This window comes from Myxococcus sp. AM011, assembly GCF_013372595.1.
Classification (GTDB): Bacteria; Myxococcota; Myxococcia; order Myxococcales; family Myxococcaceae; genus Myxococcus; species Myxococcus eversor.
Map to the genome: position 1 here is coordinate 19,034 of NZ_JABXEM010000009.1, position 21,020 is coordinate 40,053.

A 21,020-nucleotide genomic window follows, 5' to 3' on the forward strand; every position below is an offset into this window, starting at 1 on the left:
CGGTGGGCTCGAAGTGTGGGGCCTCGCTCACCTCTCCGCGCGAGGTGTGGCATTCTCCCGTGAAGGCTCTCGTGAGTGCGTGTTTCACGGCACTCGGGATGGAACGTGTGGCGTCGCACGCGGCCGGGGGCAAGTGCCGACGTTCCAGGGGAGAGCGAGACACGAGCCATGGACACCGCGTATCCGGACGTGACGCTCGCCATCATCGCGGGAGGCCAGGGGCGTCGCCTCTCCGGCGTGCCCAAGGGCCTGCTGGAAGTCGAAGGCCGCACCGTGCTGGCGCGCATGCTCGCGCTGACGCCCCTCTTCGGAGAGGTGCTCCTCGTCGCCAACTCGCCGGAACCCTACGCGCGTTATGCGCTGCGCACCGTGGCGGATGTGGTGCCGGACAAGGGCGCACCCGGTGGAGTCCACGCGGCGCTGTCCGCGGCGCGGACTCCCTGGGTGGTGGCGGTGGCGTGTGACATGCCGTTCATCTCGCCCGATGTCCTGCGCGTGTTGCTCGACGCGCGCGGTGACGACGTGGACGCGGTGTGCTTCGAGGCGGGCGGACGCGTGGAGCCCCTTCTGGCCGTGTACCGCGCCGCGCTCGCGCGGGTCTGGCGCGCCACGTTGTCCGAAGACCCGTCCCTGCGTCAGCTCCTCTCACGCTTCCGCGCGCGACTGCTGCCCGAGTCCACGCTGCGCGCAGTGGACCCGTCGCTGCGCTCGCTGGTGAACGTGAACACGCCGCAGGACCTCACGCGGTACGCGGTGACTCTGCCTGGCGAGTAGTCCTCGCCTGAGACAGACACGCTCCATCCATGGGTGTCATTGCCTCGCCTGGAGGGCCTTTCCAGACCCGGGGCAACGCGCATCGACGGCGCTCGCGTCACGTCATTCACGCTGACGTGTCAGTGATTCGCGAACACGAACACGCCGCTCACGCTGACGTGTCAGCGCTTCGTCGTACCGTGTTCGCGCGCAATTGATTGGCACGGATACCGCGCGGCGGACGTCGGCACGATGCGTGCTCATGCGCTGACTTCAGCACCCCACATCCGCCATCACATCAGGAGCGCGCGCCGACGCTCGCGGACGCGCGTCTTCAGGAACCCAGCTCATGCCAGACCAACGTTTGATGAAGACGTATGTCGACCAAACCTATTACTTCACCACCATGGTCCGGCATAACGGCACCGTGGTCTCCTTCGCCCTCGATGCGCAACGGGTCATCCACTATTCCGTGCTCGCGCTCGACACTCCCGACGAGGCCCGAGGCGAACTCGACGTCAACTACTGGAGCGAGGAGCCCTCCGTCCTTCGCTTCCCCTCTGAAATCGAAGAGGTCGGCTTCGCGACGGCGGGCGCCACGCGCATGCCCGTCGTCAAGAAGGGAGGACGCGAGGAGACCTCCGAGGACCTGTCCGCCGAGGAGATGGACACCTTCCTCTCCACCACCGCCCGACTCACCACGGGGGCCGTTCCGTTCCAGGTCCTCTCGGATGGCAAGCACATCTTCCTCTTCCGTCAGGCCATCCATGAGGTGCACCCGGACGCGGTGTTCGCGCTCAGCGAGGGTGGGTCCTCGGCGGACCGCTCTCGCGTGGACTACGTGCGCGCGGAGGACGGCTCCAAGGTTCCGCTGACGCGCGATACCGTGCTGTGCGACCGCTTCGTGCTGTCCGGCTCGGAGCTCCGGCCCTGCATGGAGGTCCGTTATCGCCGCAGCCGGCACAGGACGCTCCCCGCCAGCCAGACGGACACCCTGGGCACCGAGGACATGGATGGCAGACCCTTCCATGAGCCGACCCAGGAGCTGTCGTTCATCCGCAATGCCACGAAGGGGCGCTTCGCCGTCACCCTGCTGCCCACGCAAATCGCCGGCCTGTGCCGCTGGCAGTTCTTCTGCCTCAACGACGTGTCCAAGCGCATCGACACCTTCAACGTGGAGCAGGCCGAGGACGGGCTGTTCAACACGCAGGGCTCGCTGCTCTACACCAGTCCCGACCCGAGATATCAGGGCGCCGTCCTGGAGCGCACCCCAGGGACCTGCCCCTTCACGGACGAGGAGCTGGTGCCGCTCCTGCCGGAGCGCGACTTCGCCGAGGCAGCGCTGTCGTTCGACGGCACGGACGACTTCGTGCGCATCCCCGCCTCACCGGCGCTCGCCTTCAAGGGCAGGAAGTACACGCTGGAGCTCTGGGTCCAGCCGACGGCGATTGGACGGGCCACGCCGTTGACGCTGCTGCGCAAACAATCCGACACGGGGGCGGGCAGCTACGAGTTGGCCATCCTCACGAATGGGAAGCTGCGCCTGCGCCATGAGGTCTCTGGGACGACGGTCACCGCCACGTCCACGGACGCCGTCACCGCGGGCAGGTTCCACCACATCGCCGTCACCTATGACGGTGCGACGGCCCGCTTCTATCTGAACGGCGCGCCCTCCGGCTCCACGGCGCTGACCTTCGAGGCCGACACGACGCAGGCGCTCCTCATCGGCGTCGCCCTCACGAAGGACACGGTCTCGGAGTGCTTCGCGGGCGTGATTGACGAGGTGCGCCTCTGGGAGCGCGTGCGCGACGCGGCGGAGCTGTCGCGGGACAAGGGCTTCCGGCTGGTGGGCCAGGAGCCGGGGCTCGTCGCCTACTACCGCTTCGACGAAGGCAGGGGCGTCACGCTGTATGACCAGACCGACAACCTCCAGCACGGCACGGCCACGGGCGGGCCCACCTGGGTGACGTCGGGCGCGCCGGTGGGTGAGCGGCCCTCGCTGCGTCGGGACAGCTTCGCCCTCAAGGGGCGCAAGGTCACCTCCGGCATGGCGGCGCTGCTCTACTACCAGCAGGAGACGACGGGCAGCGGCGACAGTCGGAGCGGGGAGCCGCAGAAGCGACAGGCCCGGGTGATGCTCTCCTTCGCGACAGGGGGGGCTTCGCCCAAGGGCAGCCCCACGCGCCAGGAGTACGCCGCGGTGCTCGACTTCGCCGTGTCCCAGGACGGCCACCTCGCGCAGATGCAGGACGTCGCCATGCTGCCGTGGCTCGCGGCCCCCGAGAAGAATGGAACGGACAAGGAGATAAAGAAGGCCGAGACCAACCTCTCCAATGCGGAAACTTCAGTGCGGGACCTCGACGCCCAGCTCATCGCCGCTCGGAAGCTGCTGGCCGCCCTGGAGAAACCCACGCCCGATGGGAACCTCCTGATTCACCTGTACTGGTTCCACCTCCACATCCAGAGCGACGACTACTACATCGGCGTCACCGAGGTCCGCGACGGCTCCCCCGTCACCGCGGCCGCGCAGAACGCCGCCATGGCCACCGAGTTTCGTCAGTGGCGCTTCGTGCCCTCTCCGGACAAGGGCGGCTACCTCCTCCAGAACCGAAAGAGCCAGATGTACCTGGAGTGGCAGTCCACGGGCTTCGTCCAGAAAACCACGAAGACGAACTGGACCTGGATGCGCACGGGCGCGACGGAGCACTACCAGGCGCTCCGCGTGGTCAACGCGGGCAGTGGTCACCCGGCCCACAAGGACGAGTACCTCCAGCGCTCATCCAATGGAACGCTGGGCTTCACCAAGGCCTTGGGGTCGTCCGCTTCCGCCTGCCGCATCGTGTCCGTCGAGCCGTGCGAGAACCTGGCCGCGCTGCGCGCCAAGACGCGCACGGAGCTGGCGGACCTGGAGCTGCAACGGACCGCCGCCGAGCAGACCCAGGCCGAGGCGCGCATGGAGCTGGCGCGACTGACGCTGGGCGCGAAGGGCAGCGAGGTGTCCCTGCGCATGAAGCTCTTGTCCGTGGACAGCCGGGGGCTCCCCGTGGCGGGCGCGCTGCTGGCCTTCGCGGAGACGTCCTCCACGCCCTTCCTCCTCGACAGCTCCACCGGCCAGGTCATCCTCTACTTCCGTGGCTCGGTCGACGGAGAATTCCTGGCCGCCTACTACGAGCCCTCCGTCACCCGCGAGGTGGTGCGGCTCGGGGATGCGACGCAGGGGCTCACGCTCGTCGCCACCAGCGCGGGCACGGACCTGGGCGCCGTGGACGTCACGCTCGCCAACGGCTCCAGCAACGACCGCTGCGCGTTGACCTTGAAGGCCGGCGGATACACGGAGGTCTGGCCCGAGGCGCCCCGCGCGCCGAAGCTGCTCGCGGAGGTGCTCTCCGGACAGGCCCACCCCGAGTTCCTGGGCACCGTGGCCTCACACAGCGGCACCACGCTCACGCTCGCGAAAGGCACCCAGCGCTCCCTGGCGAACGGAGACCGCATCGAGGTGGGCTCGGAGGTGCTCCAGGTGAACAAGGCCATTCCCCCCAAGTCCACGCAGCTCACCGTGAAGGTCGCGCCCCAGGGCCCGCTCACCGCTGGCCAGCGCGTGCGCTTCCTGCCCTATGACTACTCGCGGGCGACGTCGGACCTGCCGGGCGCGCTGCTCTCGAAGGGCTCGCTGTGGCTGCGTCCGGTGCCCACGCTCTCCACGCAGCCGCTGGTCAACGGCGCCGCGAAGCAGGTGCTGGGCACCTCGTCGGGTCGCTGGCACGGCGACGTCCCGGGGCGAGACCTCTCCTTCGATGGGCTCCAACACTACGTGGCCTCGCCGGCCGGACTGGACACGACGCCCCTGGCCCTCCAGGGCGACGTGACGCTGGAGGCCTGGCTCATGCCGAAGTCGGTGGACGCGTCGGCGGTGGTGCTCGCGTGTGCCCCGGCGGCGCGCACGTCGGAGTCCAGCAACCTGGCGCTCGTGCTGGATGGAAAGACGTACGTGCGCTTCGGGGACGAGCTGGTGCTGGCCGGCGTCGACTTCACGCTCGAGGCGCGGTTGATGCGCAAGAAGACCACCGTGGCGGAGACGCTGCTCGCCCAAGGCGTCCCGTCCACGACGGTGAACCAGCGCCTGCTGCTCTCCTTCGACGCGAGCGGGAAGCTGGTCTGCCGCTTCGGCAAGGACACCCTCACCTCGTCGACGGCGGTGAAGGACACGACGTGGCACCACGTCGCCCTCACCCACGATGCCGACAGCCGGGAGGCCGTCCTGTATCTGGATGGCAAGAAGGTGGCGGGCAAGACGCTGTCGGAGGCCTACTCGGGAGAGGGCGAGCTGATTCTGGGCGCGGAGGTGCTCGACGGGGAAATCACCACCGCGTCCACGTGCCTCGTGGACGAGGTGCGCGTGTGGGACCATGCCCGCGACGTCCAGTCCATCGTCGCCGACCAGGCGCTCCGGGTGGAGGGGGACGCGTCGGGGCTCCTGGCCTGCTGGCACTTCGTGGAGGAGGAGGCCCGGGACATCGCGCTCGAAGGGGGCCAGTCGGGCGGGACGTACGTCGGCACGCCGACCTTCGAGACGTCGCCTTTGGACTCCCTGGTCAGTCCGTCGGCGCCGCTGGAGTACCAGCTCTCGCTCGTGAAGGGGAAGGACAAGGAGGTGCGCTCCGCGCTGTCGCTGGATGGCGAGACGTACGTGCGCTGCGGGGACGGGCTGCCGCTGGCGAAGAAGGACTTCTCCGTGGAGCTGTGGCTCAAGCGCACGAAGAACAACGTGCCCGGGTGCGTGCTGTTCCATGGGTCCACCCACTCGGATGACGGGGACCGGCTGTCACTCGTCCTCAACGCGCAGAACAGCCTGGTGCTGTCCATGCAGAACGGCGTGGCGCTGGTGGAGACCTCCGTCGCCGACATGGAGTGGCACCACTACGCCTTCACGTTCAAGGCGCTGACGGGCCTCGTCATCCTCTACCGCGACGGCAAGGAGGTGCGCCGCTCCACGCGTGGGAAGGACTACACGGGCGAAGGCGCGTGGGGCCTGGGGGGGCTGGGCGACGAGGTCGAGGACGAGGCCCTGGCGACTCCCGCGACGTGCGCGCTGGACGAGGTGCGGGTCTGGAACAGCGCGCTGGCCGCGACGGTCATCGAGCAGAAGAAGGGCCTGCGCATGCAGGGCAGCGAGGCGGGGCTCCTGGCGTGCTGGGGCTTCAACGACACGCGGGTGCGCGACGTGACGGGACGCCAGTTCCACTGCGACGTCAGCGGGACTCCGACCTTCGTGAAGTCGCCCATCGACGCGGGCTTCAGGCTGCTCGCGGGCGTCGGCGACTCCTACGTCATCAGCCAGGAGTCCTTCCCCGTGGGGAGCTGGCGTCATGTCGCGTTCGCCTTCCAGCAGTCCTGGGGCGTCCAGCTCCGCCCGGGGGCGTGGCTGGAGGTGGCCCACGCGGATGCCTTGCAGCTCACCGGGGACCTGACGCTGGAGGTGTTCCTCGCCGTGGGGCCGCTGGGCCGGCGCCAGCCCCTGGTGGGCAAGGGCGGTGTCGGAGACGGCAGCGGGCAGGAGGTGCCGTATCTGCTGAGCATCACCGAGGACGGGCGGCTGTCCTTCACCTTCGAGTCGAAGGGCTCGCGCCGTGAGGTCTTCTCCACGGGCAAGGTGAAGGAGAACACGTTCCACCGCGTCGCGGTGGTGCGCAAGGCCGGCACCAGCCACACCGAGAAGAAGGTGACGCGGGAAATCGCGGGGCAGTCCTTCGAGGTGCTGGACAGCATCGAGGTGAAGGAGTGGGACGACCTGCGCTTCTACATCGATGGACGGGACGAGGGCGGCTCGCAGTACACGGACGCGGACCCTCGTGGCCACGCGGGCCCGTTCCTCATCGGGAAGATGACGGAGGGCACGGACACCTACGGCCTCACCGGCACGCTGGCCGAGGTGCGCGTGTGGAGCCGGGCGCTGGACCCCGCGCAGCTCGGTGTCGCCCTCAAGCCTCGGGACTCCGGGCTGGTGGCGCGGTGGCGCTTCCCGGAACGGGAGGGCAACGTCACCCTGGACGACAGCGAGTCGTATCCAGCGCGCCTGCGCGGCGCCACCCGGGTGAAGTCCCCCAACCCCGCGGGCAGTCAGGTCTGGATGTATGTGAATGGCAAGGGCATCGCGCTCCAGTCGCTCTCCTCCACCAGCACGGAGGTCGCGAGCCTCCCCCGCGTGGGCGCGGGCTTGAGCCTGGGCGGTGTGTGGAACGGCGAAAAGGTCCAGGCGCCCTACAAGGGCGAGCTGGAGGAGGTGCGCATCTGGGACACGCTGCGCAGCGAGGAGCAGGTGCTCGACAACCTCTTCACCCGGCTCAAGGGTGAGAAGGCGGACCTGGTCGCGTACTACACGTTCGACCTGGACTCGACGCGGCCGGACTCCTCGCGCATCAACGACAATGGCCTGCGCGGCAACCACCTGGAGCTGCCTCGGGCGGTCAACCGCCCCGTCCCCCAGTTGAGCACCGCGCCGGTGTCCAACGACACGGCCCGGGTGCGCTCGGCGCTGGCGAGCGTGCGCACGCCGTTCCACGCGCCCATCCAGGGCATGCCCGGCGTCGCCGAGTATGGAGACCTGCAGCGGGACGCGACGGGAGGCATGCGCGGGACGATGAAGCGCGCGTACTCCTTCATCTACTCCGGCGGGTGGTACCTGGTGACGGGCTACAAGGTGGGCAACCTCGTCACGGAGTGGGTGAGTCAGGCGCAGTTCGCGCCGCAGGTCATCGGCTACGTGGAGGGGGCGCCGCCCGTGCCCTCGGAGAACCTGACGGCGGGCGTGATTGAGTACACCGGCGAGGTGCCCGCGGACCTGTCCCGCGTGGAGTTCGTCCAGGCCGATGATGTGATGACGACCGTCTCCGCCTCGGCGGAGTCGAGCATGATGGGCAGCCTCACGCTCAGCTCGCTCCTCGCCGCCGAGCTGGAGGTGAAGCTCATCACCGCGCCGATGGGCATCGGCACGTCCGCGCCGATGGCGAAGGTGAATGTGGAGGCGGGGCTCTCCTTGCGCACGGAGCTGTCCGGCGGCTGGGTGAACGAGGGCAGCCAGGGCAGGGGCCAGCGCATGTCGCGGAACATGGCCGTGTCGCTGGTGGGGAACTGGGAGTCCACGAAGACGCCCCGGGGCCCGGAGATGGAGCGGCGCATCGTCCCCTCCAACGTGGGCTTCGCGCTGGTGCAGTCGGAGACGGCGGACGTGTACTCACTGCGCCTGGAGCACAACCGCGCGCTGGTGGGCTACCGCATGGTGCCCAACCCCGACATCCCGAGGGATTGGAACCTGCTCACCTTCCCCATCAATCCGCTCTACACCAAGCAGGGCACGCTCGACGGTTGCATCGGCTTCTCATCGACGGGCAAGGTGATGGACCCCGACTACTCCATGGCCGCCGGCTACGGCGAGTACTCCTACTACAAGCCGCGCGAGGCCTACGCCCTCAAGCGCCGCATCCTCCAGGAGGAGCAGCGGGAGCTGCACCGCTACCGGGCCTTCTCCACGGGCAGCAACCTGGTGCAGGCCGGAGTGAACGAGGTGGTCGACAATGCCTCGCGGGTGCTGGCGAGCGTGATTGGCGAGGTGCCGGAGCCGGCGATGCCCTCGGGAGACACGGAGGCGACGGCGCGCGCCTTCGCCAAGCGCAACCTGTGCAACACGTACGTGTGGACGGTGCAGGGCGGCTTCTTCGCGGAGACCACGGAGACGACGGACGTGGTGACGGAGAGCCACAATGGACACTTCTCCTTCAACGTGTCGGGCGAGCTCCATGTTGGATTGAACGTGGAGCTCTTTGGCATCACCGTGGGAGGGCAGGTGGATGCGGCCTTCGGGGGAGGGCAGACCTTCACCCGCGCGAAGAGCAGCGAGGCCAGCCGCTCCTTCGGGTTGAACCTGTCGCTGGGCCTGCCGGCGAACATCCAGGAGTACGACGACAACGGGCCCGTCTACGACGGCAACAACCAGCCGGTGCTGGTGCCGGGCAAGGTGGATGCGTACCGCTTCATGAGCTTCTACCTGGACACGGACCGGCGGAACTTCGATGACCTGTTCCGCAAGGTCATCGACCCCATCTGGCTGGAGCAGTCCAGCGAGCCCAACGCGCTGGCGCTGAGGCAGGCGAGGCAGTCGGAGAAGGCGCCGCCGTGCTGGCGCATCCTCCACCGCGTGACGTTCATCAGTCGCCTGCTGCCCGCGGTTCCGCTTCGCAACGAGCTTCCGTTGGAGAAGGCGATGCGGGCGGAGAACATCTCCAGCAACTACGAGCTCATCCAGCGGCTGGAGCCCTACGTCCGCGAGCACCTGGGCAGTCAGGCGAGGCTCGCGGAAGCGACGCGGCAGGCGCTCCAGCGCTACCTGCCGGAGCTGCTGCCGCAAGCGGAGCAGGTCACCAGGTACCTGTCGCTGTACTACGAGGTCCTCAACTAGCGGACCCCGCGGTGCATCCCGGCGCCGTCAGGAGCGAGGCGCCGGGAGTGGTTGCAGCAGCGTGGGCAGCTCCGCCAGGTCGAGCACGAGGCTGGGGCGAATCTGGCCGACGGCGTCCGCCATGTCCTCCCCCTGGCCCTGCACGCCCAGGCCCACGGTGAAGCGCTCGGCCACGGTGACGCGGGTGGTGGCCACGACGCTGGCGCGCCTCTGGTCCGTGTTTCCCAGTTTCAACAGTGACTGGGTGGCTTCGAGCTTGAGCTGGAAGCGTTGGGAGGCGACGCCGAAGGACAGGCCGACGTCCACCCACTTGTCCATGGACAGCTCCGGGCGCTGCCGCTCCTGGAGCACGCGCACTTGAATGGCGGCCTCCAGGTTGGAGTCCGCGCTGCTCAACAGCTCCACCGTGGCCGCGCCGAAGCCGCGTTGGATGGCGACACCGTCGCCGTCGTGGGACTTGAGCCCGGGTGTCACCCAGCGGCCTCCCACGGAGACGAAGAGCGCGGTGGACGCCTGGCGCGTCTCGCGGGTGCAGGCGGGGAGGCCTTGGCGAATCTTCGCGATGCCCGCCTGGCGCGTGGCCTCCATGGCGAGGCGGTAGTCGCCGAGCGCCTTCTCGAAGTCGGCCGGGTCCACGAAGTCGCCGGGCAGGGGCTTGTCGGGGAACTCGTAGAGGCTGGGGTCGGTGAGGACGCGCTGGATGCACGCGTTGTAGGCGGCGCCGTAGATGCCGCGCTCGCCGAGGACATCCACGGACAGGCCCGCCATCACCGTGGCGAAGCGGCCCTTCTCCGGGACGCCGTCGGGGTAGGGCGTGTCCTGGCCGATGCCGAGGGTGATGGCGGTGTCCTGGAGCAGGCGGGTGATGACGGACGCGTTGCGCGCGGCGACGGCCTCTGAGTAGAGCTTCTCGAAGCCGTCGGTGAGCAGGTAGGGGTTGAGCTGGAGGGCGAAGGACGCCTGGGTGCCGTCGAGCACCGCTCCCACGCCGCGCAGGCTGACGACGAGGGCGGAGGGGTTGGAGGGGTGGACGACTTCGCCCGCGGTGGCGATGTCCAGGCCCGCGGCGGTCTCCGAGCCCCCTCGGAGGATGCTGGGGAAGTCCAGCTCCACGGTCCCCGAGTCCGGGGTGCCGCCGTCCTGGGCGCTGGCGGTGGAGGCGCAGAGGAGGAGCAGCGCGAGGAGCGCCCTCATTCCACCACCGTCCAGGTGAGGGTGATGAAGTCAGCGCCAGCGCCCTTCTGGAGGGAGAAGTCGTCCCAGAGGGCTTCCTTCTGGCCCTTCTCGAAGACGAGCGTCGCCCGCTGGAGGAACTGGGCGCCCATGCCCACGGGGTCCGCCACGGTGAGCACCGCGCGCACCCAACCCTGGGCGGCGGTGGGAAGGAAGTCATCGGGCAGGGGAACGGTGACGGCGCCGGGGAAGACGTCCGCGTGGAGCTGGCGGCGGTCCTGTCCCTGCATCTTCCCGCTGATGACCAGTCGCATGGCGACGGTGTTGAGGGTTCCGGTGGGCCGCTCCAGCACCAGCTTCGCGCCCTTGCGGTCCTCGCGTGGCACCTGGATGGTGGACTCCAGCTTGTCGCTGCCTGACATGGTGCTCTCCCCCCTCGGTTCGTGGTGCCGGGCTTTCCCAGCCTCACGCGGTTCATTCTAGTGGGAGGGGAGACACGGAATGAAGCCAGGCGGGCGGGCGACCGGGTGCGTCACAGTGACGCATGGACGGCGGGAGCAGGGGATGGGAGACAGGAGGGGGAGAGCGCCATGTTGAAGACCCCCCTTGGACGGTTCCGCGCGGTGGCCCTGTTGGAGGGCCTGTCGTTCGTGTGTCTGTTGTTCATCGCGATGCCGCTGAAGTACGCGGCGGACATGCCCCTGGCGGTGCGCTTCACGGGCATGGCGCACGGGTTGTTGTTCGTGCTGTACCTCTTCGCGTTGATGGAGGCGGCCATCGCGCTGCGCTGGTCCTTCGTGCGCGTGGCGGTGGCGTTCGGCGCGTCGCTGGTGCCCTTCGGCAACTTCCTGCTCGACGCGAAGCTGCGCAAGGAGAGCGCCTAGTCAGCGCGGTGCTTCACCCGACGTGCTGCATTGGCTGCGTTCCCAGGATTGGAACGCGCCAGGGTGATGCTGACCCTCCAGGAGTTCGCGCGCGAGAGGAAGCTGTGCGAGCATTGCGCGCTTTTTCGCGGTGGAGGTCGGCTCATGGAACGCGGGACGTGGAACACGCCTGAGGCAGTGCAGCGGGAGCTGGATTCACGGCTCGCCCTCGTTCAGTCCTCCGAGCACATTCGCGGCATGCACTTCGCCGCCGTGCTCGACACCGTGCGCTTCCTCGGCGGTGAGCAGGCCGTGAAGCACATCGTCGACGCCGGTGACTTCCCCGCCGACCTGGACCCCACCGAGCTCTATCCCGTCCCGCCCTTCATGCGGCTGTTCTTCGCCGCCGCCAACCTGCTCGCGCCCCAACTCGGCGGCGTCGAGGAGGCCATGCGCCAGATTGGCGTCCAGGGCACGCTCGCCTTCGTCCGCTCCATGTTCGGCACCGAGGTCCGTCAGCAAGTCGGCGGAGACCCGAAGCAGCTCGTCAACATGCTCCCGGAGGCCTACCGCATGGCCATCGACTTCGGCGAGCTGCAAGTCGAATGGACCGCCAGCCGCGCCGGCCGCATCCACATGCGCCGCATCTTCACCCCCGTCGCCTACAACGAAGGCATGCTCGAAGGTGCCCTCCAGGCCGTCGGCGCCCAGGACATCCGCGTCGAGGGCCGCCAGACGTCGCTGCTCGACAGCGAGTACTCCCTCTCCTGGGACGACTGAGCACTCCCGGGACGTGCCCCGCGCGGGCGACTCGAAGACGAGGGCGCCGTACCCGATGACCTCGGCGCGCGCTCCGGCCAGGTCCCCGGAGTTGCGCAACCCCACCAGCCTGGGCCGCAGCCCCCGCCGCTTCGCCACGCGCAGCAAGCCGTTGATGGCCTCCGTGCAACACGCGCTGCCCGCATCCAGCGGCCCCTCCAACGCCAGCACCCGCGCCCCCGTCTCCTGGTCCGCGCGCCGCGCCTCCTCATAGGGCAGGTAGTGCGACAGGTCCGAGCTCACCACGAGCAGCACGTCCTCGTCCCACAGCGCCTCCAGCACCTGGGCCACCGCCTCCTCGTCCGCGCGGCCCACCACCAGAGGCAAGACAGTGAAGTGCTCCATCGCCCTCTGGAGGAACGGGAGCTGCACCTCCAGCGAGTGCTCCGACTCATGCGCCTCCGTGGAGGCACTCACCTGTGCCAGCTCCGTCGCCCGGCGCAACAGGTCCGCGTCCAGCCGCACGTCACCCAACGGCGTGCACAGCAGGTCCACGGCCGGATACGCCAGCCCTCGAAGCGAGTGGAAGTGACACGGCCCCAGGAGCAACACGCGCGTGCGCTCCGCGCGCCGGGCCCCCAGCGCGGCGTACGCCGCCGCCGCCACCGCCCCTGAATAGACATAACCGGCATGGGGAACGATGAGCGCGGAGACAACCCCTCCCTCTGGCCCCCGGGCCTGCTCCAACCACGCGTCCACCTGCGTGGCCAGCGTGGTGAGACTGGAGGGGTAGAAGGAGCCCGCCACCGCGGGCGCACGCACACGAGGCATGTCCTCCCATCCATCCTTCCGTGGGGCGCCGCATGAGGGGATTCGCTGGAATCCTACGGACAGACGGCAACATGGGGATATGCGAATCATTGCCAGTCTGTTCGCTTCTGGGACGTGCGCGTCCCGACTTCGGACGCTCAGGAGGGCATTCCGGGGCTTTCCGGCTGACAAGGGATTGATTTCACCGGGAGTTCGTTTGGCGTGGGGCTTGCTATCGGTGTCCTCGTACCGTGCGCTCCTTCCGAGCGGTTCAGGGCCGCTCGGGGCACGGTACCTCGCGCATGGGAGGGCCGGCCGGGACCTCGACCCCTCCACCCCGGCCGCCCCTCCCGTCCGTGAGCCCTGGCTCGCGCGAGGCCTCCCGCGTGCCCGCGTCGGGGCCTTCCGTCCATGTCTCAGCGATGTCTCACGCGCGGCGTCTTCGGGCGATGAGAACCCGTGTGACGCGCCGGCTCGAGGCGAGAATTCTCAAGTTGCGCTCATGCGGTAGAGGACACAGGGGAGACGAAAAAAGGATGCGCGCCCGCCTCCATTGACTAGAAGAGGCCGCCGAGCGCCCGGGAATGACCGCGGGCACACGCAACGGAGGGACGCTTCATGAAGGCAAATCAGTGGCAGGCCATGGCCGTAGCGGCCGGGTTGATGGTGTCGACGACTGCTTTCGCGCAGTCGACGGGTGGGGCTTTTGGCAGCGTCGGGCAGATTGTCGTCAGCTCGGATGCGTCGGCGGACCTGGGCTACACGACGGAGGGCGCGGGGTACGGCTTCTTCAGGCTGGCACCGAGCGTGGACTACTTCCTGAAGGAGAACCTCTCCATCGGAAGCGGCATCAACCTGTCCGTGCTGTTTGGTGAAGGGGACTCGCTGGCGGCGTTCGGCATCAACGCGCGCGTGGGCTACAACATCCCGTTCTCGGAGAAGCTGTCGTTCTGGCCCAAGGCCATCGTCACGCTGTTCGTCGGCGACAACATCCTGTCGCTGCCCGACGGCACCGGTTCGGCTTCCACCGTCATCCTGGAGGGCTACGCGCCCGTGCTGTACCACGTGACGTCCCACTTCTTCGTGGGCGCCGGTCCTCGCCTGGCCATTGGCCTGGGTGACGACGTGGATGTGACGTTCAGCGTCGGCACCACGGTGGGCGGTTACTTCTAGAGTCTGTTTGTCCTGGCGCGCGGCGGGCCGTGTGTCCGCCGCGCGCCGGAGCTTCGTCGTCAGGGCAGGGTGAGGCGGCTGACGCCCCCGCTCGGACGCGACAGCGGCAGCATCCGGGTCTCCTCCACCCAGCCCTCCGCGGACGGTGCGTTCCCCTCGTGGATGAGGCGCAGGCCCAGGTGCAGCGAGCGCGAGCCGGTGCCCGGCGCGTAGAGCCGCACGACGGACGTGGCCTCCTCGACGACCCGGCGTGACACCGGCCTGGGCGTCTTGTTCCCCCGGCCTGCCCGCACCACGCGCCAGTCCTCCAGCTCCCAGCCCACCACGCGGCCGTCGCGCAGGTGCACGGACACGTTCGCCCAGACGGTGCCATCCGCGGGCACGCGCACTGGCTCCAGCAGTCGCCGCAGGTCCGTCGCCAGCGCGGACGGCTCGGGCGTCGCGTCCTCGCGTCGTCCGGCGACCTGACGGGCCTGGAGAGGCCGCTCGCTGGAGAAGGACGCGCCCGGTTCCAGGGCCCACGAGGCCGGCTCGCGCCGCATCCGCAGGACGACTTCGCCCCCGGAGTGATGGGTGGTGGACATCAGCGCGCGGGCGATTGTTCGCTGGAGGTCGTCGTGGTCGACGGTGCGTCCGGCCCGTCCGCCGCGCTCCAGCGACTGGTAGCCCACCAGCGTGAGGGCCCCGCGCTCCGCCCAGAAAGTGAGCTCCAGCCGCGAGTCGACGTCACGCACGCTCCCGGCCAGCACCGCCACCTGCCGGGCCACCTGGCGCGCTTCCTGACGACGGGCTTCCTCGTGCTCGAAGGGCTCGTGCGTTTCGGGGCGATTCGCGCCGCTCGTGCCCGCGGAGGGGCACGCGAGATTCGTCGACATGAGGATGAGCGCCACGGTCCGAGCGCACACCCGGAGTCCGCGGTGAATGGGCAGCATGGACATGGGTTCCTCCTCCGAGCGACAGCGCCGCCCGGTCGGTCTGGCCTCGCGCGGGACACGCGGGCCGACTCGGTATTCTTGAGAGGGAAAGACGCGCGCCGCTGGGGAATCCTGAGCGCTCGGGACTCGCGGACGGGACGTTTGTCCATTCACCCACGCTCACGTTGCCCGGCGCGCCAGGGTCGCGACTCACCGCACGAGGTGGCGCGCGACGAACTCATCCGCCCATCGTGCGCGGAGGTGCGGTGATACACGCCGCTGTCGAGCAGCACCTCCGTGCACCGCACGAGGCGGGCATCCACGTCTGCGTTGTCTGGAAAGGCGATGCCCGGCCTCTCGCTTCACCGCATGCCGCGACAGCGACAGTCAGGTGGAGCTTGAGCGTCGTGCGGTGGCAGCGCTCATGGCGTGAGTCCCGAAGCGTCCTCGACGTACTCCCGGAGGAACGCGCCGACCGCCGCGTTGAAGGCTTCTGGATGGCTCATGTACGGCAGGTGGCTGGCATCGCGCAGCAGCTCCAGCCGGGCACCTGGGATGTGTTCGGCCACGTCGCGCGCGGCGCGCGGCGGCACCAGCAAGTCCCTGCCGCCCTGAACGACGAGCGTGGGCACGCGAAGCTCATGGAGGCGAGAAGTGAAGTCCGCGGCCAGCACGTCGCGCAGCCGGCGCAGCAATTCCACGGGGGCCAGCCGCCGTGCCTCGCGCACGATTTCCGCGCGGCCCTCGGGCGGCAGCCTCGCGCCTCCGAGCACCCTCGCCACCGTGGGGGCGAAGACATACGCCAGCGGACGCGGCGTGCGCACCAGTGTGGACAGCGTCACCGTCAGCCGCCTCACCCGCCTCACGCTGGCCACTGGCGACACCAGCACCAGCGCCTTCACCCGCTCCGGATGCGCCAGCGCGAAGGCGATGGACAGCAGACTGCCGTAGGAGGACCCCACCAGCGCGAAGCGCTCCGGCAGCCGCGCCTCGGGATGATTCAGCACCGCCAGGTTCCACTCCAGCGGGGTGTGCGTGGCGGGCGTGCTCAACGGCGGCGTCCACAAGAGCAGGCGCAGCCGCCCGGCCAGCGGCTCCATGGGCGCGAAGGAGCGGCCACTGGCGCCCAGCCCCGGAAGACACACCACCGTGCGGGCCAAGTCGGTGTCGCCGTCGGGGAAGGTGAACAGCCGCACGGAGGTGCCCTTCACCTCGCGCTCCTCACAGCGCAGGTGCGCGTAGCCGTCGGGGACGTCCTCCAACCTGGGGACGCGCGCGGGCGCGAGGGCGCGCGGCGGCGTCTCAAGCATGGCGGGCCCTCACCAGCAGCCGGTGCACGCTGGTGGCCACCCTGTCGCGGAACGCGCGCAGGCGCGGCTCGGAGGCGCCCGCGGGCGGCGGGGTGTGGGGACTGCCCAGCGCGAAGGTGAGCCGCACCGGAAACGGCAGCGGCCCCAGCCCCACCAAGAGCGGCACGCGGTACTTCTCCCCATTCGTGAGGTGCAGCCCCAGCCGGGCCTCACCCGGTGGGAAGAGGAACGTGTCGTCCACGCCAAAGCCCCCGAAGGGCACCACCGGCACCCCCGCATGCGAGGCCACCCGCGCGAAGCCCAGCGCATGCTCCCACCGCAGCTGGTAGCGCCCGCGCGGACGCTTGAAGACCTCGCGCGCGCCGCCGGGGTAACAGACGACCAGCGCCCCGGCGCGCAACACCTCCAGCGCGTTGTCCCGGGTGCCTTCGACACCGCCCAGCCAGGGCAACACCGTGCGGACCACCGGAATGCGGAAGAAGCCTCGCTCCGCCAATCCCACCACCGGACGCCCGGTGACCTGGTGCAGGAGGTGGAAGAAGGCGGGCGTTTCGTAACCCCACACGCCGTGGTTGCCCACCAGCAACACCGGGCCGCTCCTCGGCAGATGCTCGGCGCCCACCAGTCGGGCCCGGTGGTAGAGCGCGGACATCGCCGCGCCCCGCTCGGCGAGGTGGAACACGGCCCTGCGCACGGTGGCGAGCGGAGCTTCCACGAGGAGTCATGATGGAGACGCCCCCGCCCATCGCCATCCAACCCGAGCAGCCGGCCGGGCCCCCGCTCCCGCACCCTCGGTCATCGCAAACCCACGCACCGTCCCTGGGGGGACTCGCCCTGCCGACCCCGGAGGTTGCTTTGAGTAGGCAACGCTTCGCCCCCGCCCCCCATGGGCTTTCAGTCGCCAGCCGAGGCACGATGCCGGTCGTTGTTTCAGCCCGCCGAACGTTCGCTCGACCTGTCGTTTGAGTTTCAATAATGTGAGGGTGAAGCGCAGCTTTGGTTGTCTGCCTGCTGAACCATGCAGATGGTTGAGGGCATGGGAGGCCCGTTCGACATCCTCGTGGAGGAGCACCGTGAGCTGGAGGAGCGCTTCGAGCGGCTCGTCTCCGGCGCGGAAGAGGAGCCCCTGAGCGCTCAGCACGAACTGCTGGAGCTGTTGCGACTGCACACCTGGCTGGAGGAGCGCTGTCTGCAACCGCTGGTGGCCCGGGTGGAAGGGCGTGCTCGTGCCCGGCTGCAGGCCGAGGATCATCTGGCCATGCGCGAGCTGATGGATGAGTTGGAGGAGCTGTCTCCGGGCGACCCCGAATGGCAGGCCCGGCTGTACGCGCTCGAGGATCTGACCGTCGCGCATTTCCAAGAAGAAGAGAGCGCGTTGTTGCCCAGACTCACCACCGCGTTGGACCCGCGCGAGCAGCAACAGCTGCGCACGGAGCTGATGCTGGCTCGCGACGAAGTACGCACCCTGGCCTCGGGGCCCTTTGTCTCGGGGTCCACCCCCTGCTGGAAGACCTCCGCTGGGACGGCTGAGCGCCGTTCCCGCCCCACTGGAATGAGGCCCCGACCGGTACGGTAGGGGGGGTGATACGTCCTTCAGTCACACCTTTTATCGCTTCCTTTAGACAAATCCCAAATTGGAAGGTATGGGTATGAGCAGCATCACAAATCAACTCCCCCCTTCCAGACCTTCAACAACCAGACTAGCCAAGACGAGGATTGAACGAATGTCCGTGGATAAAGCGTTTCGGGACATGATCCGTAACGAAATCGAGGTCCAGCTCAAGCCGCTGCGCGACGTGGTCTCCCGCCTGGAGTCCGGGACGGCGGATCTGGATGCACTGCGCAACGTGGCGGAGCGGCTGGCCCCGCTGGCCGAGGTCGTGGGGCCGCTGTTCGGCGCCCAGGTCGCGGCGGCGAAGCCGGGCCGCAAGGCCGTCGGTCGTCCTCCCGCGGCGGCGCGTGGCGCGGTGAGCGCGGCGGCGTCGGTGTCGGCGGGTGGCAAGCGCCGTGGCCGCAAGCCGTCGGCTTCGGCGGATGGCTCGCGTGAGTGCGCCATCGTCGACTGCGGCAAGCCCAGCCGGACCAAGGGCTACTGCGCGGCGCACTACCAGAAGCTGCGGATGCTGGAGAAGACCAACCGCCGCCCGTCGGCGTGGGTCGACTACGCGCCCGCGAACAGCGTGGAGGACATCAAGCTGCCCCGTGGCCGCGCCGCTTCGAAGGCCCTGGCCGCCGCCGCCCAAGCAGCGAACGGTTAATCAGCGGCACGTTTGGCCCCGGCCCGGGCAGACAGTGACCGCACCTCCGTCAACCGTGCTCCCTGGCAGGGAGAGGGTTCGGGGGCAGCCCGTACGGGAAGTCTTGCCCGCGGGGGCTTGCAGGGGCATGAATGCCCGGGCCCATGAACAAACGCGACTTGGAGCCTGGAATCATCACCGACCTGGCCGGAAGGACCACGTACGGTGATTACCTACAGCTCGACAGGCTGTTGACGGCGCAGGTTCCGCGCTCGCAGCCACCCCATCACGACGAGCTGCTCTTCATCATCCAGCACCAGACGAGCGAGCTGTGGATGAAGCTGCTCATCCACGAGCTGAGCGCGTGTATCCGCTATGTGCAGGCGGATCGGCTGGAGCCCTCGTTCAAGATTTTCGCGCGCGTGGGGAACATCCAACGGATGCTCTTCGAGCAGTGGAGCGTCCTGGAGACGCTCACGCCGAATGAGTACCTGGAGTTCCGTGACGCGCTCGGGCCCGCGTCTGGCTTCCAGAGCTGGCAGTACCGCGCGGTGGAGTTCCTCCTGGGCAACAAGGACTCCAATGCCCTGGGTCCCTTCCGCCACCAACCGGAGCTGCATGGGGAGCTGGAGCGGCTGTTGGAGTCTCCCAGCCTCTATGACGAGTTCCTGCGCCATCTGTCGCGCACGGGGCATGCGATTCCGGAGGACCACGCCCAGCGCGACTGGCGACAGCCGTACGTGAAGAGCCCGGCGGTGGTGGAGGTGTTCCGCCGCATCTACGAGGACCCCCACGCGCACTGGGACGCGTACGAGATGTGCGAGAAGCTGGTGGACACCGAGGAGCGGTTCCAGTTGTGGCGCTACCGTCACATGATGACGGTGATGAGAATCATCGGCTTCAAGCAGGGCACCGGGGGCTCCTCCGGGGTGTCCTTCCTTCGCAAGGCCTTGGATTTGCGCTTCTTCCCAGAGCTGTGGGATGTGCGCACGGAGCTGGCACCCCCCTCGGCCCGGTCTCATAAACCGTCGCCGTGAGCGCGCTCCGGGCCGTCATGGCAGGCGTTGCGCCCCAGTCTTGACGTGTGGCCAATTGAGAGGAATGGCGGGGCCGCCGGTGACAGGCTTCGCCCGAGTGAAACATCGACAATGTGACGGGGTGGATGGGCGGGTGTCGGAAGCCACCCTGTCCGCCAGGCGGCCGGGCGGCGAGCGGGTGGTGCGGCTGGCTCCAGGGCTCCAGGCCTTGGGCTCCGAGGGCCACGACTGACGGCTCGTCGACAGGGCCCGTGCGCCGGGCGTGGCGTGGGGGAGGCGCGCGCTAGGCTTGCGCGCACCATGCCTGCCTCGGCTCCCCTGCTCTTCGAGAAGGCCCACATCCTCTGCTACCGCACCTTCGACATCGCGGAGGAGATCAACCTGGAGCGCGCGCGCAAGGCCGTCTCCGAGGACACCCGCCGCCTCAAGCTGTCGCGCGAGAATGGCCAGTACCTCCAGCTCCCCAATCCGCCGCTGGCGTATGAGCTGGGGCGACGGCCGCTCGCGCTGAAGGACGGGCCCATCACGGTGGATGCCACCGCGCGCCTGTTCGACCATGGCGCCGCGTCCATCATCCTGCGGGTGCCGGTGGTGCCGGGCACGTCCCTGGAGCACCTCACCCGCGTGGCGGACGAGCTGTACGACAGCCAGGCGCTGGAGGACCTGGCGCTGGATTTGGTGGAGGGCGTGCGCCACACCATCGCCTCCGCGGTGCAGGAGCCGCACCTGTGGGACCAGAACGAGAGCTACACCGTCATCTTCGCGGAGAGCATCCAGGGCAACCCGTCCGCGGAGGACCTGCTGGAGGGCGCGGACCTGGCGCGGCTGCTCCTGGGCGAGAACGGCCAGACGCCGCTGTCCCGCCGGGAGAGCGAGGCCGTCACGCAGATGCGCTTCAGCTACACGGTGAATGACCTGGTCGTCATCGACTGGAACAGCGCCTTCGTCTACGAGCCGTCGGGCTCCGGGGACATCCCGGACCTGCTCGAAATCGCCAACGCGCAACTGTTGGAATTCCGTTACTACGACGAGCGGCTGGACGAGCACATCGCCCGCATCCACGGCGAGGTGCAGGCCAAGCGCCACGGGTGGACGCGGCTGTTCCGCAGTCCGTACCGCACGCTGACGCGGCAGACGCTCAGCACGCTGGTGGACCTCAACGAGTTCATCGAGCGCGTGGACAACAGCCTGAAAATCATCGGCGACTTCTACCTGGCCAAGGTCTACGAGGGCGCGGTGCGCCGCATGCGCATCTCCGCCTGGCAGGGCTCCGTCACGCGCAAGCAGCAGCTGCTCGCCCAGACGTATGGCCTGCTCAAGGGCGACGTGGACATCGACCGCTCCCACACGCTGGAGGCGGTCATCATCCTGCTCATCGTCCTCGAGATTTTCTTCGCCTTCTTCAATGTGTTCGCTCACTGAACGGTGAGGCCCCACCTGTACCTGGGGACAGGGGTCCGCGGGTTTCGCGGCCCGGCCCGACATGGGACACTGGCCCTTCGCGGTGGGCCCCAGCGGGCCCGGACCGGGGGGACGTGT

General features: G+C 68.8%; 14 protein-coding genes and 1 pseudogene. 9 read left to right on the forward strand and 6 right to left on the reverse strand.

Going from position 1 to position 21,020, the window contains the following annotated elements:
* Positions 1 to 168 precede the first annotated feature (168 nt).
* Together HUW62_RS03340 and HUW62_RS03345 are read left to right on the forward strand one after the other, a co-directional pair.
* Positions 169 to 774, forward strand: a complete 606-nt coding sequence (locus HUW62_RS03340; protein WP_163868558.1) for a molybdenum cofactor guanylyltransferase — start codon at positions 169 to 171, stop codon at positions 772 to 774.
* A 328-nt stretch (positions 775 to 1,102) separates the two neighbouring features.
* On the forward strand, positions 1,103 to 9,205 hold the full coding sequence (locus HUW62_RS03345; protein ID WP_176433537.1) for a LamG domain-containing protein: 8,103 nt from the start codon (positions 1,103 to 1,105) through the stop codon (positions 9,203 to 9,205).
* Between the two features lie 27 nt (positions 9,206 to 9,232).
* On the opposite strand, the gene HUW62_RS03350 is transcribed toward HUW62_RS03345, so the two are convergent.
* Both HUW62_RS03350 and HUW62_RS03355 read right to left on the reverse strand, forming a co-directional pair.
* A complete protein-coding gene (locus HUW62_RS03350; RefSeq protein ID WP_163868556.1) occupies positions 9,233 to 10,399 on the reverse strand; it encodes a hypothetical protein in 1,167 nt (388 codons plus the stop codon).
* The gene (locus HUW62_RS03355; protein WP_163868555.1) at positions 10,396 to 10,800 is read right to left on the reverse strand and encodes a hypothetical protein; all 405 of its coding nucleotides are present in this window, start codon (positions 10,798 to 10,800) and stop codon (positions 10,396 to 10,398) included. Before HUW62_RS03355 ends, HUW62_RS03350 begins: the two co-directional genes overlap by 4 nt.
* 168 nt (positions 10,801 to 10,968) lie before the next feature.
* Between HUW62_RS03355 and HUW62_RS03360 the strand changes: the two genes are divergently transcribed.
* A complete protein-coding gene (locus HUW62_RS03360) occupies positions 10,969 to 11,262 on the forward strand; it encodes a DUF3817 domain-containing protein (RefSeq protein ID WP_176433538.1) in 294 nt (97 codons plus the stop codon).
* Between the two features lie 237 nt (positions 11,263 to 11,499).
* The gene (locus HUW62_RS03365) at positions 11,500 to 12,021 is read left to right on the forward strand and encodes a TIGR02265 family protein (protein WP_255203205.1); all 522 of its coding nucleotides are present in this window, start codon (positions 11,500 to 11,502) and stop codon (positions 12,019 to 12,021) included.
* A gap of 45 nt (positions 12,022 to 12,066) precedes the next feature.
* Here the strand turns inward: HUW62_RS03365 and amrB are convergent.
* Positions 12,067 to 12,921: pseudogene (gene amrB / locus HUW62_RS48445) on the reverse strand (AmmeMemoRadiSam system protein B); the annotation flags it as partial.
* A gap of 507 nt (positions 12,922 to 13,428) precedes the next feature.
* On the opposite strand from amrB, the gene HUW62_RS03375 reads away from it, so the two are divergent.
* Positions 13,429 to 13,983: a hypothetical protein gene (locus HUW62_RS03375; RefSeq protein ID WP_163868550.1), complete on the forward strand. Its 555-nt coding sequence runs from the start codon at positions 13,429 to 13,431 to the stop codon at positions 13,981 to 13,983.
* Positions 13,984 to 14,042: 59 nt separating this feature from the next.
* Here the strand turns inward: HUW62_RS03375 and HUW62_RS03380 are convergent, their stop codons facing one another.
* The 3 genes from HUW62_RS03380 to HUW62_RS03390 all read right to left on the reverse strand — a co-directional run bounded on the left by HUW62_RS03380 (position 14,043) and on the right by HUW62_RS03390 (position 16,922).
* The gene (locus tag HUW62_RS03380) at positions 14,043 to 14,921 is read right to left on the reverse strand and encodes a hypothetical protein (RefSeq protein ID WP_176433539.1); all 879 of its coding nucleotides are present in this window, start codon (positions 14,919 to 14,921) and stop codon (positions 14,043 to 14,045) included.
* A 398-nt stretch (positions 14,922 to 15,319) separates the two neighbouring features.
* Positions 15,320 to 16,207 carry an alpha/beta fold hydrolase gene (locus HUW62_RS03385; RefSeq protein WP_176433540.1) on the reverse strand — a complete coding sequence of 296 codons (888 nt, stop codon included), beginning with the start codon at positions 16,205 to 16,207 and terminating at the stop codon, positions 15,320 to 15,322.
* Positions 16,200 to 16,922 (reverse strand): lysophospholipid acyltransferase family protein, encoded by a 723-nt coding sequence (locus HUW62_RS03390; RefSeq protein ID WP_163868547.1) that lies wholly within the window; start codon positions 16,920 to 16,922, stop codon positions 16,200 to 16,202. Before HUW62_RS03390 ends, HUW62_RS03385 begins: the two co-directional genes overlap by 8 nt.
* A gap of 303 nt (positions 16,923 to 17,225) precedes the next feature.
* Between HUW62_RS03390 and HUW62_RS03395 the strand changes: the two genes are divergently transcribed.
* The 4 genes from HUW62_RS03395 to HUW62_RS03410 all read left to right on the forward strand — a co-directional run bounded on the left by HUW62_RS03395 (position 17,226) and on the right by HUW62_RS03410 (position 20,903).
* Positions 17,226 to 17,783: a hemerythrin domain-containing protein gene (locus HUW62_RS03395; RefSeq protein WP_255203199.1), complete on the forward strand. Its 558-nt coding sequence runs from the start codon at positions 17,226 to 17,228 to the stop codon at positions 17,781 to 17,783.
* A gap of 148 nt (positions 17,784 to 17,931) precedes the next feature.
* Positions 17,932 to 18,465 carry a cell wall protein gene (locus HUW62_RS03400; RefSeq protein ID WP_163868546.1) on the forward strand — a complete coding sequence of 178 codons (534 nt, stop codon included), beginning with the start codon at positions 17,932 to 17,934 and terminating at the stop codon, positions 18,463 to 18,465.
* A 131-nt stretch (positions 18,466 to 18,596) separates the two neighbouring features.
* Positions 18,597 to 19,481 carry a tryptophan 2,3-dioxygenase gene (locus HUW62_RS03405; protein ID WP_163868545.1) on the forward strand — a complete coding sequence of 295 codons (885 nt, stop codon included), beginning with the start codon at positions 18,597 to 18,599 and terminating at the stop codon, positions 19,479 to 19,481.
* Positions 19,482 to 19,781: 300 nt separating this feature from the next.
* Positions 19,782 to 20,903 (forward strand): hypothetical protein, encoded by a 1,122-nt coding sequence (locus tag HUW62_RS03410; RefSeq protein ID WP_163868544.1) that lies wholly within the window; start codon positions 19,782 to 19,784, stop codon positions 20,901 to 20,903.
* Positions 20,904 to 21,020 lie beyond the last annotated feature (117 nt).